We start from the raw sequence: 13,642 nt of genomic DNA, 5'->3' as shown, positions 1-13,642 counted from the left end.
ATGGTGCCATTGAGATGATGGGATATGGAGTAACCATAGATAATGGCTTAGCCACAGTTAATTACCCGATAGAGTTACCTGACCTGTCACGTTATATCAGCATCGCTGAACGCCTTGCCGGGGATTCTGGTGCTTCGGTCAATTCTTCCCATACATCTATGGTCATTGACTCATTAACGACAAAAGCTGGCTTCAAAGCCCGTTGCACAATGTCCGCAACGGGTAACCCATCAAGTAACGGTTTTTCCTGGAGAGTTTATTATGCGCCTGTTTAATCCGATAACGTTAACCGAAGTTATTCCGGGCTTTCATGACATCACTGATGCAATTGAATTGCCGGATGATAACTGGTTTTTCAAAACAACTGAGATACCGAAAGGAAAAATGCTCGCCGCCAATGAGAACGGCGAGCCAGTTTTGATTGATGTTACTGTAATGGAGAAATAGGCCAGTCTATATTAGGCGCAGTACAGGTATCGACTTCATCCAGCGCATCGAGATAATCCAGCCACAAATTGTACTGTGCCAGTTCGTCATCTTTCAGGCGTCCAATCGCCGCTTTTCCGGGCCATTGCTTACTGTTTATGTAGTCATTGGCCTGTTCAATACGTGATTGTTTTTCCGCCTCAGCAATGGACACAAGCTCATCATGAGTTGGTGGTGGAATATCGCCCCAGGCTGGCCGGTTATCTTTCCCGCAGATCCTGACTTTACCTTCCGGGGCTGAGCCTGTGAAAATTGAAAAAATCTCGTCTGTTACATTTAAACCATCGTCAGGCCAGCTATGAGCCTTTTTGTATGTCTCCTCAAGATCTGCATCATAAAAAAGATTCAGGGAGGGGCTATAAATATAATTGCTCATAATTAATACCCGAAAACAAAATAAGTGGATGACTGTAGGCGTGTTGGCACATGCGGATAAGGTGCGTTAGACACGTCACGAAAAATAGCCGTGAACCCAGATACAGACCTTGTGCTGAAAGAAACACTAAACCCCCCATTTTCGGTATCTAAAGGCCCAAAAGCCCCACCTATAATCGAGGAAGGAAAGACAATTGGAAAAATTGCGCTACCTGTTGTGCCTGATCCACCATTCGATACGGACCCCCATTGGATGATAAATGTTCTTTCTGTCGTATTATTAAGAAATGGAATTTTCAGATATCCGCTACCGGATAAAAGCCCCGTGATACCATTTCGCTTAGAGGCTGTTCCTAAACCGAGGTTTATAAGAGAAGTAATGCTGACCATCCGTGCAAATCTCCCACTAATGATAGTGGGAGATTATATTGATATTAAAGCGAGCCAAAGAATCTTACATCATTATTTAAGTCGTTTTTTGATGCCCATTCTGTAATATCTTCCAAAAGAACATCAAGATATTCTTTTTCAGATAATTTTTCAGGGGGGAAACAATCGTGACTCTCTCCAGTAAGCAAATCATGCAGCAAATCTTGTACATTAGATTTTAATGTTTCATTGGTTTGGATTTTAATGAAGGCATTGAATGGTTTATCTTTGCTCTCTTCATCGCCACCAAGGAATCTTTCAAAATCAGGGATGCTAATTCGATGTCTTACAGTAAGGCCATTTCCTCTAGCCTCTTGGATAGCATCTCGGATTTTTTTATTCTCGGTCCACATTCCATTATTATGGCCGTTCCTTTTGAATGGGGAGTCACAATCATGAACTATGCTGAAGTTTATTTTAAAATGGTTCATGACTTTAATTATTGGAAGGAGTATGGATTTTCCTCTTGCTCGTATAATTGTGATTTTATCTAGTAGTTCATTATTTTCTTTAACAATGGCGGCTAAGAAAGCGGCATGCTCAGTGTCACCTTCCACTAGAATAGGGAATGAGCCAAAGAAAATTTCTGAGAAACTGGGATCTATAAGTTGTAGCGCTTGTAATCTCTGTTTTTCATCTGCTTCAAAATCAACATTATCTGAACGGTAGGTTTTAACGAGAATGTCTTTGTTATCTTGATAACTTCTATCAAGTCTAACTATTGTGGTGTGATCTTCAAATGGATTTATAAAATAAGGTGAGTGAGTTGTCATGATGACTTGCCAGTCAGGATTCTCCGCCAAGTTATATAGATGACGCTGTGCTGCTTTGGCTGCGAGAGGGTGCAGTGCATTTTCAGGTTCATCAATTAATAAAAGATAACCAGGTAATGCTGGATCTTCTTTGTCCTGAGGAATGCTCCCCCCATCGTCAAAATGTTTGACCAATGCTGATATTTCCTCAATTCTTAAACCAATCTCTTGAAGCCTGTCTGACTTAGTACCCTTTTTTTTAGTCTCTTTGTCTAAGGCTTCTTTCTCATCAATCAGTCCCTTACGGTAGCCTCTACGAATTTCCGACTCTCTCTCCAGCTGGTTATGAACTTGAAGCATTGCCCAGAAGAGCGCTCTTCTCGCTCCAGTACCTTGTTGAGATAGAGAAGTTTCAAGCTCGCCATCTTTAACAATTAAACCTGAACCACTTTTAATGATTTTATCTGGTTCAATAGACATTGGTCCTGACATTATATTTAAAGAGACGCTTAATTCAGGGAATACGCTCTTAAAACCATCAGTTACTTTTTGTGATATTTCGTTAAAGCTTTGTTTGTGATGAGAGCTAGTATTATCAATGTGCTCAGTTATAGCTTTTATTGCCTTGGTCAGTTTTGATTCTGCATCCTGTTTTTCTAAGTTTAATTTTTCAATTAAAGGCTGTAAAGCTAAGGCAAGTAACGTTTTCTCGGTTGATTCTGCATCCTCTAAAGAACCAATCCTGATTGCTTTTGGTAAGCGAGAGTTGAATACGTTATCTAACCCACCTGCTTTTTTATCTTCTGACCAATCTCCTTTACCATCTTCCCCACCCTTTGGATGCCATGTAGTCCTGATAACTTTATAGTCTGGAGCAGCCCACTGCCAGCGACTACGTACAATTTTCAGTTCCCCATCAATTATTTTCCATTCGTTTGAAATATTTCCTATGTTATCGGGTATATGAATATCCAGAACAATCTCGGAAGGTGAGGTTTCTTTTGCTCGAAGATATCTATCTTGAGAAGGGATGAACTTTATATCTCCCCTAGCAAGCTCATAAGCACGAAGAATAGTGGTTTTTCCAGAGTTATTTTTACCCACAAGGCAGACTACTTTATCTAATGCAACTGTGACAGGGTTCTCACCTATGCATCCTATGTTTTTAACTGTCATGCTAAGAAGTTTAGAGCGATTTGCTGTGTTCATAAATATCCTTATGTTTCACTGTTATAAGGAATTCATAATATCTACTGTTAAGTGTTTTCTTCCAGCATATATTTTAGATATTGTCATTTAGCTACTAAAATTGTGATCGGTGAATCAGAACACTTGGAGGTAGACTTTCGTATATACACGAGAACTCTTATCTCTGCTGGTCATAATGCTGTGGGCTTTAAAAATGAACGTGCCTGATAAAATGATGGCATTATTGCTCGCTTTTATGGGCGATCAATCATGCAAGTAGGCTATGTGAGGGTGTCAACAAATGACCAGAACACTGCATTACAGCGAAATGCACTGGAGTGCGCAGGATGTGAGCTGATTTTTGAGGATAAAATCAGCGGTAAAACCTCAGAACGGCCAGGGCTAAAGAAGGCACTGCGCAATCTTTCAGAAGGTGACACTCTGGTTGTTTGGAAGCTGGACAGGCTTGGTAGGAGCATGCGGCATCTCGTTACCCTGATTGAAGAGTTGCGCAGTCGGGACGTTAATTTTCGCAGCCTGACGGACAGCATTGATACGTCAACCGCGATGGGGCGTTTCTTTTTCCACGTTATGGGCGCCCTCGCCGAAATGGAACGTGAGTTAATTGTGGAGCGTACCCGTGCCGGGCTGGCGGCAGCGAGGAAACAAGGGCGTGTCGGTGGCAGGCGACCAAAACTGACAGAGCAGCAATGGGGACAGGTCGGGCGACTTCTTGATGCAGGGGAAAGCAGAAAACGCGTTGCACTAATTTTTGATGTGGGTATATCCACACTGTACCGAAAATTTCCTGCTGCATTGTGTGAATCACAGGACAAATCCGCGTAGCTGTCTGCACGGCCCATTCAATTCACCATAGGGCGAAACCTAAACACCGGAGGGTTCGCCGTATGGCTCAGGATTATCACCACGGTGTGCGCGTCGTTGAGGTCAACGATGGCACCCGCCCCATTTCAACAGTAAGCACGGCAATTGTCGGTATGGTCTGTACCGGCGATGATGCTGATGCGTCCATGTTTCCCCTCAATAAGCCGGTCCTGCTGACCGATGTGCTGACCGCCAGCGGTAAAGCGGGCGAATCTGGCACGCTGGCCCGTTCGCTGGATGCCATTGCCGACCAGGCTAAACCAGTCACCGTCGTTGTGCGCGTGGCGCAGGGCGAAACCGAAGCGGAAACAACCTCCAACATTATCGGCGGCGTGACAGCTGACGGTAAAAAAACGGGCATGAAAGCGCTGTTATCTGCGCAGTCCCAGCTCGGCGTTAAGCCGCGCATTCTTGGCGTGCCGGGGCACGACACGCAGGCAGTTGCCACTGAGCTGCTGAGCGTGGCGCAGAGTCTGCGCGGGTTCGCCTATCTGTCAGCCTACGGCTGCAAAACGGTAGAGGAGGCCATTGCCTACCGCGCTAATTTCAGCCAGCGCGAGGGAATGCTGATCTGGCCTGATTTCATCAGTTTTGACACCGTGCTGAATGGTAACGCAACGGCTTACGCCTCAGCCCGTGCGCTTGGTCTGCGTGCCAAAATTGACGAGCAGACCGGTTGGCATAAATCCCTGTCCAACGTGGGCGTGAACGGCGTCACCGGCATTTCTGCGGATGTGTTCTGGGATTTGCAGGACCCGGCAACCGATGCGGGGCTGCTGAACCAGAACGATGTCACCACGCTGATCCGCAAAGACGGTTTCCGCTTCTGGGGCTCCCGCTGCCTCAGTGACGATCCTCTGTTTGCCTTTGAAAACTACACCCGAACTGCGCAGGTACTGGCTGACACCATCACCGAAGCGCACATGTGGGCGGTTGATGGCGTGCTTAACCCGTCGCTGGCCCGCGACATTATCGAAGGTATTCGCGCCAAACTGCGCAACCTGAAAACGCAGGGCTATATCATCGGCGCCGACTGCTGGCTGGATGAGTCCGTAAACGATAAAGATTCCCTGAAAGCCGGGAAGCTCACTATCGATTACGACTATACGCCGGTACCACCTCTGGAAAACCTGATGCTGCGCCAGCGCATCACCGATCAGTATCTGCTGGATTTCTCCAGCCAGGTCAGCGCGTAAGGGGACAATATGGCTTTACCACGCAAGTTAAAACACCTGAACCTGTTTAACGACGGGAATAACTATCAGGGGATCGTTGAGTCTCTGACCCTGCCAAAATTCGGCCGCAAGTTTGAAAAGTATCGCGGCGGGGGTATGCCCGGTTCGGCTGATGTTGATCTGGGGCTGGATGATGGCGCGCTGGATACGGAATTTTCAATCGGTGGCACCGAACTGCTGTTATTCAAGCAGATGGGTAAAGCCACCGTTGACGGCATCCAGCTGCGTTTCACCGGCTCCATTCAGCGTGACGATACCGGGGAAGTGCAGGCCGTTGAGCTGGTTGTGCGCGGGCGACATAAAGAAGTCGATTCCGGCGAATGGAAAACCGGCGAGAGCAACACCACAAAAGTCAGCAGCACTAATAGCTACGCGAAGCTGACCATTAACGGCGAGGTGCTCTATGAGGTTGATGTGATCAACATGATTGAAATCGTTGATGGCGTGGACCTGATGGAAGAACACCGCAACGCCCTGGGCCTCTGATCTACTTTAAAGGCGCGGGCAGCCGCGCCAGTACCTTATTAACAGGAAATGACAATGAGCGAACAACTGACTGAAAAAACCGTACAGCTGGACACCCCAATCAAACGCGGTAAAACCGAAATTGCCGAAATTGTGCTGCGCAAGCCGCAGTCCGGCGCGCTGCGTGGCACCCGTCTGCAGGCGATCATGGATATGGACGTCGGCGCGATGATGACGATTATTCCCCGCATCTCCACGCCCGCGCTGACCGCTCAGGAAATGGCTGAAATGGACCCCGCCGATCTCACCGCGCTGTCGGTTGAGGTGGTCACTTTTTTGTTGAAGAAATCGGTGCTTGCCGGTTTGCCGACAGCCTGACGGTAGAAGACCTGGTGGCTGATATCGCCACCATTTTTCACTGGCCGCCGTCCGTCACTGACGTTATGCCGCTGACCGAAGTGCTGGAGTGGCGGCATAAAGCGATTCAGAGAAGCGGGGCCAGCGATGAGTGATACTAACCTGCGTTTGCAGGTAATTCTAAATGCGGTTGATAAGCTCACCCGCCCATTCCGATCAGCGCAGGCCAGCTCTAAAGAGCTGGCTACCGCCATTCAGCAAAGCCGCGCAAGATTAAAAGAACTGGACGCCCAGGCGGGCCGTATTGACGGTTTCCGCAAGGCAAGCGCGCAGCTCGCCGTTACCGGCAACAGTCTTAAAGCCGCACGCGAAGAAGCGGCGAAACTTGCCACGCAGTTCTCGGCCACTAACCGCCCGACGGCGGCGCAGGCTCGTCTGCTTGAGCAGGCAAAAAACCGCGTTAACGAGCTGCAGAGCAAATACAACGGCCTGCGTCAGTCGGTGCAGCGTCAGCGTCTTGCGCTCAATGAGGCCGGGCTGGACACCAAAAAGCTGAGCAGTGCGCAACGGGAGCTGCGACAGAATGCCGACGAAACCCGGCAGGCGCTGGACCGACAGCAGAAATCCCTTAAGCGCCTGGGCGAGCAGCAGGCCCGTATGAACGCCGTACGCGATCAGTATTCGCGGCGACTTGAGGTGCGGGATCGCATCGCGGGCGCCGGAGCAACGACTACTGCCGCCGGGCTGGCGATGGGCGCGCCGGTGATGGCAGCCGTTAAAAGCTATGCCAGCATGGAAGATGCAATGAAAGGCGTTGCAAAGCAGGTTAACGGGCTGCGGGACGACAACGGCAATCGCACAAAACAGTTTTACGATATGCAGGATGCCATCAAGGCCGCCAGTGAACAGCTGCCGATGGAGAATGGCGCTATTGACTATGCCGCGCTGGTTGAAGGTGGCGCCCGCATGGGCGTGACAAACCAGAACGATTCTTACGAAGACCAGAAGCGTGACCTGCTGGCCTTTGCATCCACTGCAGCAAAGGCCGCAACGGCATTCGAGCTGCCCGCTGATGAGCTGGCGGAGGGGCTGGGGAAAATCGCGCAGCTGTATAAAATGCCGACCCGAAATATTGAACAGCTTGGCGATGCCCTGAACTACCTGGACGATAACGCCATGTCTAAGGGCGGCGATATCATCAATGTGCTGCAGCGCATGGGCGGCGTGGCTGACCGGCTTGATTTCCGCAAGGCGGCCGCGCTGGGTTCCACCTTCCTGTCTCTGGGCGCCGCGCCTGAAATTGCCGCCAGCGCATCAAATGCGATGGTGCGCGAACTGTCTATTGCGACCATGCAGAGCAAGCGGTTCATGGAAGGTATGGATCTGCTGAAACTCAATCCAGAAGAGATTGAAAAGCAGATGACAAAGGACGCAATGGGGACCATTCAGCGCGTGCTGGAGAAGGTCAACAGGCTGCCGCAGGATAAACGCCTGTCCGCCATGACGATGATATTTGGCAAGGAGTTTGGCGATGATGCGGCGAAGCTTGCAAACAACCTGCCGGAGCTGCAGCGACAGCTGAAACTCACCTCAGGCACTGAGGCTAACGGCTCCATGCAGAAAGAATCCGATATCAATAAGGATTCACTTTCCGCGCAGTGGTTACTTGTGAAAACTGGCGCGCAGAACGCTTTCAGTAGCCTGGGTGAAACCCTGCGCCAGCCGCTGATGGATATCATGGGGTACGTCAAAAACGTTACCGGGGCACTGCGTCGATGGGTTGAGGCTAACCCGCAGCTGGCGGGCACACTGATGAAAGTGGCGGCAGCCACAGCAGCGATCACCGTTGTGCTCGGCACGCTGGCGGTGGCCGTGGCTGCCGTGCTGGGGCCGCTGGCGGTGATCCGTTTTGGCCTGTCCGTGCTGGGTGTAAAAACACTCCCCTCCGTTATGTCTGCAGTGACCCGCACCGGCGGCGCGCTGTCCTGGCTGGCAAATGCGCCGCTTTCCCTGTTGCGCCGTGGCCTGGCGGCATCCGGCAGCAGCGCCGGATTGCTGGCGTCTCCCCTTAACTCCCTGCGCCGTTCTGCCGGGCTGGCTGGCAATGCGCTGAAAGCGCTGGCCGGGGCGCCGCTTGCTGTCCTTCGCGGCGGAATGTCTGGTATTCGCAACATTATCGGCATGGTAATGAATCCGCTGGCCGCGTTGCGCGGGGGATTATCCGCAGCCGGTGGCGTGCTGCGTTTTCTGGCGTCCGGCCCTCTGGCCCTCCTTCGCGTTGCGCTGTACGGGATTTCTGGGTTGCTGGGCGCCCTGCTTAGTCCGATAGGGCTCGTTGTGGCGGCGCTGGCTGGCGTGGCGCTGGTTGTCTGGAAATACTGGCAGCCGATAAGCGCGTTTTTAGGCGGAGTGGTTGAAGGATTCAAAGCTGCAGCTGCGCCTGTCAGTGCGGCGTTTGAGCCACTGCAGCCTGTTTTCCAGTGGATAGGTGACAAGGTCCAGGCATTGTGGGGCTGGTTTACTGATCTGCTGACGCCGGTTAAATCCACCTCTGCAGAACTGCAAAGCGCGGCGTCGATGGGACGGCAGTTTGGGGAGGCGCTGGCGGCAGGGCTGAACATGGTCATGTACCCGCTGGATTCGCTTAAATCGGGCGTGTCCTGGCTGCTTGAAAAACTCGGCATCGTCAGCAAGGAGGCGGCCAAAGCGAAGCTTCCTGAGCAGGTCACGCGGCAGCAGCCAGCCACGGTAAACACAGACGGTAAAGTGGTGCTGCCGCCTGGCGGATTCCCGCCGATGGGTTTTGCTGGCATGTACGACAGCGGCGGTACCATTCCACGCGGCCAGTTCGGCATCGTGGGTGAGAATGGCCCTGAGATTGTTAACGGGCCCGCCAATGTCACCGGCAGGAAACGGACTGCTGATCTGGCGAGGGTGGCGGCAACGCTCAATCCTTCCCGGACGGAACCGGCCAGCGCTAAACAACGTCCTGAACGCGGGATAGTTCTGCCGCCTGATAGTGTGAACGGTCCGGCAAATATTCCGGTAATCAATCGCACTACTGAACTGGTGAAACTGGCGGCAACGGTAAGCCCCGTTCGTGATGTAACAGCCAGCCCGGAGCAACGGCCTGAAAGCAGGTTAATACTGTCTCCTGAGATTGTTAACGCCCCGGTAAAACTTCCTGGTCGGGATCGTGCTGCGGAGCTGGCTGATATCGCTGCTGCCGTCATGCCAGCACCGGCCATTATGGAAATCACGGATAACAGGGCTGACCCGATGGCTATGCGCCAGAAGGTGTTCGCTTCCGTGGTCGCTGGCGTAATGGGCCTGGCAGCTGCCCCGGCAGAAGCCGCACCACTTCATCCGTACAGTGTGCCTGTCAGGACGCAACCGGCGCCGTCGCTGAAGGAAGAGAGACAGCCGCAGGTAATTAAGTACGAGATAAGCGCGCCAATTCATATTGTCGCGCAGCCAGGGCAAAGCGCGCAGGATATCGCCCGCGAGGTGGCCCGGCAGCTTGATGAGCGTGAGCGCAGGGCCAGGGCAAAAACACGCAGTAATTTCAGTGATCGAGGGGGTTACGAATAATGATGATGGTGCTGGGGTTGTACGTATTCATGCTGCGAACAGTGCCCTATCAGGAGCTGCAGTATCAGCGCAGCTGGCGGCACGCAGCCAACAGCCGGGTTAACCGGCGCCCGTCAACGCAGTTTCTTGGACCGGATAACGATACGCTTACTCTGTCCGGTGTCCTGCTGCCGGAGATTACCGGCGGCAGGTTGTCTTTGCTGGCGCTGGAGCAGATGGCGGAGCTGGGAAAAGCCTGGCCTCTGATTGAGGGGAGCGGGACGATTTACGGCATGTTTGTGATCGAGAGTCTGAGCCAGACAAAAACAGAATTTTTTGAGAGCGGTATGCCCCGGCGCATCGAATTTTCGCTGAGCCTGAAACGGGTGGATGAGTCGCTGTCTGATATGTTCGGCAGCCTCAGCGACCAGCTCAGTAATTTGCAGGAATCTGCCACCTCTGCGATAGGCAATATGAAAAATACGGTTGGAGGGTTACTGCAGTGAATTTCAGCTCTGATCTCCTGAACCTGAACAGCAAAACTCCCGGTTTCAGTATCATCATTGAAGGTAAAGATGTGACTACCGTGCTGGATGCGCGCCTGATGAGTCTGACGCTGACGGATAACCGAGGCTTTGAAGCGGACCAGCTTGATCTGGAACTGGACGACTCGGACGGGTTAATCGTTCTGCCGCGTCGGGGGGCCATTATTCAGTTTGCGCTGGGGTGGAAAGGTCAGCCGCTTTTTCCGAAAGGGGCGTTTACTGTCGATGAGATTGAGCACAGCGGCGCGCCTGACCGTCTCACAATCCGCGCGCGTAGTGCAGATTTCCGTGAAACCCTGAATACGCGGCGTGAAAAGTCCTGGCACCAGACAACGGTGGGCGAAGTTGTGAAGGAAATCGCGGGCAGGCATAAATTAAAGATGGCGCTGGGAAAGGACCTGTTGGACAAGCCTGTCGATCATCTTGACCAGACTAATGAAAGCGACGCCAGCTTTTTGATGAAGCTGGCGCGGCAGTATGGGGCGATAGCCTCAGTTAAGGACGGAAATCTGTTGTTTATCCGCCAGGGGCAGGGCAGAACGGCAAGCGGTAAGCCGCTGCCGGTTATCACCATCACCCGCCAGGCCGGTGACGGTCATCGTTTTACCCTGGCTGATCGCGATGCCTATACGGGGGTAATTGCCAGTTGGCTCCATACCCGTGAGCCAAAGAAAAAAGAGACAGCAAAGGTTAAGCGCCGTCGAAAGAAAACCACCGCGGCAAAGGAGCCGGAAGCAAAACAGGGAGATTACCTAGTTGGGACGGATGAAAACGTGCTGGTACTCAACAGAACTTATGCAAACCGCAGCAATGCAGAGCGAGCGGCAAAGATGCAGTGGGAGCGCCTGCAGCGCGGGGTTGCAACATTCTCCCTGCAGCTCGCAGAGGGAAGGGCTGATCTGTATACCGAAATGCCGGTGAAGGTGAGCGGCTTTAAACAGCCCATTGATGATGCCGAATGGACCATTACCACGCTGACGCATAGTGTCAGTGCAGATAATGGTTTTACTACGGCTCTGGAGCTTGAAGTTAAGATTGGTGATCTCTAAATGGAGTGATGGGTTCTCAAAATTGAATAATGATGTATCATTATTGTTATTTTGGCAAAAATGGTGGGATAACCGGAATGATGAATTGTCCAGAGTGCGGCCAGGCAGCCCATACAAGAAGCAGTTTTCAGGTATCAGCAACAACCAAAGAGCGTTACAACCAGTGCCAAAATATCAACTGCGGTTGTACTTTTGTCACGCATGAAACATTTGTTAGGCATATCATTAAGCCTAATGTGATTTCTTCTGCGCCCCCACATCCGGGAAAAGATGGGCAAGGGCACATGAATTTTTAAAAAGAACCCGCTTTGAAAGCGGGTTTTTTTGTCGCCAGTCCAAAAGCCTGTCGCCATTTTGCCGCCATTGGAATAGAAAAAGGGGCTACGTTTTCACGTAACCCCTTGTTTTATTTGGTGGAGCTGGCGGGAGTTGAACCCGCGTCCGAAATTTCTACATCCTCGGTACTACATGCTTAGTTTGTCTTTACATTCGCACGCCAGCTGCGGACAGACACGCCACTAACGAACTAGCCTGATTAGTTTTAACGCTTCAACCCCAGGCAGGGCTTCCACGCGATCTCTTTTGGGTTTGACCTCTCTTTGATCCCCGTCTTAAGAGCGGAAGCTAGGGAGAGAGGGCTCTTAGCAGGTTATTAAGCTGCTAAAGCGTAGTTTTCGTCGTTTGCGACTATTTTTTTGCGGCTTTTTACGAGGCAAACCGCCCCTCGGCATGCACCTTGGGTTTCGCAAATCCCGTCGAATCCAGAATCAGCCCCAATAGTGTTGAACTGAGTATACCAGATTTCACTTCCTGGATACCAGCCCGAAACGCTAACTTATTGAATAGTACAATAAGTGTGCAGAATCAACGTCCTGCGTTTTTCATGATGCGCGCTTTATCCAACTGCCATTCGCGCTCTTTCAGGTCAGTACGTTTATCGTGCTGTTTTTTACCTTTCGCCACGCCGATTTTCACTTTGCACCAGGCATTTTTCCAGTACATAGAGAGCGCAACAACGGTAAAGCCTTCACGGTTGATGCGCCCGTAAAGAGATTCAAGCTCACGCTTGTTCAGCAGCAGTTTACGCGTGCGCGTTGGGTCGCATACGTAGTGTGAAGAGGCGACGGTCAGCGGTGTAAAGTTCGCACCGAACAGGAAAGCTTCGCCGTCTTTCAGGATCACGTAACTGTCGCCAATGTTTGCTTTACCCGCGCGCAGCGATTTTACTTCCCAGCCCTGCAGCGCAAGGCCTGCTTCGAATTCTTCTTCAATGAAATACTCGTGGCGAGCACGCTTGTTTTGCGCAATGGTCGCCGATCCTGGTTTATGTGCTTTTTTCTTCGTCATAAGTGTCGTAAAGCCGTCGGTAATCTGATTTCAAAAAGTCACCTCATTGCGTCCCGTGAGGTCTAACGCGCTATATTAGCACGAGATGAGGCTTAGCGTTTTTTTAACAGGTGATAAATGTTATTATTTGTCCGTTGTGTGACCATGGAAAATGCTATGCCTCAGATTAGCCGTACTGCGCTCGTGCCTTACAGCGCGGAACAAATGTATCAGTTAGTGAACGACGTTCAGTCTTATCCTGAATTCATCCCCGGGTGTACCGGGAGTCGTGTTCTGGAGTCCGGCCCAACGCAGATGACGGCGGCGGTGGATGTCTCCAAAGCGGGGATCAGCAAGACGTTCACCACCCGCAATACGCTGACCGATAATCAGAGTATTTTGATGCATCTGGTGGATGGTCCGTTTAAGACCCTGATGGGCGGCTGGAAGTTTACGCCGCTGAGCGCAGATGCCTGTCGTATCGAATTCCAGCTGGATTTCGAGTTTACCAACAAGCTTATTGAGCTGGCGTTTGGCCGCATCTTCAAAGAGCTGGCATCTAACATGGTTCAGGCGTTCACGACCCGCGCCAAAGAGGTTTACAGTGTCGCATAAGATTGCGGTGGAAGTGGTGTATGCGCTGCCGGAAAAGCAGTATCTGCAGCGCGTGACGCTGGAAGAGGGGGCCACCGTCGAGGCGGCTATTCGCGCTTCCGGCATCCTTGAGCTTCGCAGCGATATCGACCTGGCGAAGAATAAGGTCGGGATTTACAGCCGTCCGGTGAAACTTGGCGACGTATTGAAAGAGGGCGACCGGGTTGAGATTTATCGCCCGCTGATTGCTGACCCGAAAGAACTGCGTCGTCAGCGTGCGGAGAAAGCGGGTAAGTAGCGCTTTCTTTCCCCTCACCCTGACTCTCTCCCCAAAGGGGCGAGGGAATCAACCGAAAACAAAAAAGGTGCTCATTGAGCACCTTTTT

General features: G+C 51.5%; 16 protein-coding genes and 1 other RNA gene. 12 read left to right on the top strand and 5 right to left on the bottom strand.

Annotated features, from left to right (window positions below):
- The first annotated feature begins 261 nt into the window (after positions 1-261).
- Positions 262-447: a hypothetical protein gene (locus tag ACOQH0_RS17215; RefSeq protein ID WP_421510872.1), complete on the top strand. Its 186-nt coding sequence runs from the start codon at positions 262-264 to the stop codon at positions 445-447.
- Here ACOQH0_RS17215 and ACOQH0_RS17210 read toward each other — a convergent pair.
- Genes ACOQH0_RS17210 through ACOQH0_RS17200 form a run of 3 tightly spaced genes read right to left on the bottom strand, consistent with a single transcriptional unit; the run spans position 428 to position 3,251 of the window.
- Positions 428-862, bottom strand: coding sequence for a tail fiber assembly protein (locus ACOQH0_RS17210; RefSeq protein WP_421510871.1), 435 nt, complete (start codon positions 860-862; stop codon positions 428-430). The genes ACOQH0_RS17215 and ACOQH0_RS17210 overlap by 20 nt on opposite strands.
- A gap of 2 nt (positions 863-864) precedes the next feature.
- Positions 865-1,251, bottom strand: coding sequence for a gp53-like domain-containing protein (locus ACOQH0_RS17205; RefSeq protein ID WP_421510870.1), 387 nt, complete (start codon positions 1,249-1,251; stop codon positions 865-867).
- Positions 1,252-1,295: 44 nt separating this feature from the next.
- Positions 1,296-3,251 carry an ATP-dependent nuclease gene (locus tag ACOQH0_RS17200; protein WP_421510869.1) on the bottom strand — a complete coding sequence of 652 codons (1,956 nt, stop codon included), beginning with the start codon at positions 3,249-3,251 and terminating at the stop codon, positions 1,296-1,298.
- Positions 3,252-3,500: 249 nt separating this feature from the next.
- Here ACOQH0_RS17200 and ACOQH0_RS17195 point away from each other — a divergent pair, with 249 nt between their 5' ends.
- From ACOQH0_RS17195 to ACOQH0_RS17155, 9 genes are all read left to right on the top strand, one after another.
- On the top strand, positions 3,501-4,076 hold the full coding sequence (locus tag ACOQH0_RS17195; RefSeq protein WP_421510868.1) for a recombinase family protein: 576 nt from the start codon (positions 3,501-3,503) through the stop codon (positions 4,074-4,076).
- Between the two features lie 62 nt (positions 4,077-4,138).
- Positions 4,139-5,311, top strand: coding sequence for a phage tail sheath protein (locus ACOQH0_RS17190; protein WP_421510867.1), 1,173 nt, complete (start codon positions 4,139-4,141; stop codon positions 5,309-5,311).
- A gap of 9 nt (positions 5,312-5,320) precedes the next feature.
- The gene (locus ACOQH0_RS17185; RefSeq protein WP_007848874.1) at positions 5,321-5,836 is read left to right on the top strand and encodes a phage major tail tube protein; all 516 of its coding nucleotides are present in this window, start codon (positions 5,321-5,323) and stop codon (positions 5,834-5,836) included.
- Positions 5,837-5,890: 54 nt separating this feature from the next.
- Positions 5,891-6,193, top strand: coding sequence for a phage tail assembly protein (locus ACOQH0_RS17180; protein ID WP_007848877.1), 303 nt, complete (start codon positions 5,891-5,893; stop codon positions 6,191-6,193).
- A 14-nt stretch (positions 6,194-6,207) separates the two neighbouring features.
- Complete coding sequence (locus tag ACOQH0_RS17175; RefSeq protein WP_007848878.1) at positions 6,208-6,327, top strand: GpE family phage tail protein; 120 nt, start codon at positions 6,208-6,210, stop codon at positions 6,325-6,327.
- Positions 6,320-9,763: a phage tail tape measure protein gene (locus tag ACOQH0_RS17170; protein WP_421510866.1), complete on the top strand. Its 3,444-nt coding sequence runs from the start codon at positions 6,320-6,322 to the stop codon at positions 9,761-9,763. Before ACOQH0_RS17175 ends, ACOQH0_RS17170 begins: the two co-directional genes overlap by 8 nt.
- Complete coding sequence (locus tag ACOQH0_RS17165; protein ID WP_014884887.1) at positions 9,763-10,248, top strand: phage tail protein; 486 nt, start codon at positions 9,763-9,765, stop codon at positions 10,246-10,248. Before ACOQH0_RS17170 ends, ACOQH0_RS17165 begins: the two co-directional genes overlap by 1 nt.
- Positions 10,245-11,336: a phage late control D family protein gene (locus tag ACOQH0_RS17160; protein ID WP_421510865.1), complete on the top strand. Its 1,092-nt coding sequence runs from the start codon at positions 10,245-10,247 to the stop codon at positions 11,334-11,336. The genes ACOQH0_RS17165 and ACOQH0_RS17160 overlap by 4 nt, the downstream gene beginning before the upstream one ends.
- Before the next feature lie 77 nt (positions 11,337-11,413).
- The gene (locus tag ACOQH0_RS17155) at positions 11,414-11,632 is read left to right on the top strand and encodes an ogr/Delta-like zinc finger family protein (RefSeq protein ID WP_045334934.1); all 219 of its coding nucleotides are present in this window, start codon (positions 11,414-11,416) and stop codon (positions 11,630-11,632) included.
- A gap of 115 nt (positions 11,633-11,747) precedes the next feature.
- Here the strand turns inward: ACOQH0_RS17155 and ssrA are convergent.
- Positions 11,748-12,111, bottom strand: a transfer-messenger RNA (tmRNA) gene (gene ssrA / locus ACOQH0_RS17150).
- A gap of 89 nt (positions 12,112-12,200) precedes the next feature.
- Positions 12,201-12,683, bottom strand: coding sequence for an SsrA-binding protein SmpB (gene smpB / locus ACOQH0_RS17145; protein WP_006178063.1), 483 nt, complete (start codon positions 12,681-12,683; stop codon positions 12,201-12,203).
- 156 nt (positions 12,684-12,839) lie between these two features.
- Here smpB and ACOQH0_RS17140 point away from each other — a divergent pair, with 156 nt between their 5' ends.
- Both ACOQH0_RS17140 and ACOQH0_RS17135 read left to right on the top strand, forming a co-directional pair.
- A complete protein-coding gene (locus tag ACOQH0_RS17140; RefSeq protein WP_010434164.1) occupies positions 12,840-13,277 on the top strand; it encodes a type II toxin-antitoxin system RatA family toxin in 438 nt (145 codons plus the stop codon).
- The gene (locus tag ACOQH0_RS17135; protein WP_023308884.1) at positions 13,267-13,554 is read left to right on the top strand and encodes an RnfH family protein; all 288 of its coding nucleotides are present in this window, start codon (positions 13,267-13,269) and stop codon (positions 13,552-13,554) included. The genes ACOQH0_RS17140 and ACOQH0_RS17135 overlap by 11 nt, the downstream gene beginning before the upstream one ends.
- The last annotated feature ends 88 nt before the right edge of the window (positions 13,555-13,642 follow it).

Source organism: Enterobacter sp. JS8-1 (genome assembly GCF_049187015.1).
Taxonomy (GTDB): domain Bacteria; phylum Pseudomonadota; class Gammaproteobacteria; order Enterobacterales; family Enterobacteriaceae; genus Enterobacter; species Enterobacter mori.
Note: the sequence above shows the minus strand (reverse complement) of the source record. Positions and strands in the feature narration are given on the sequence as shown.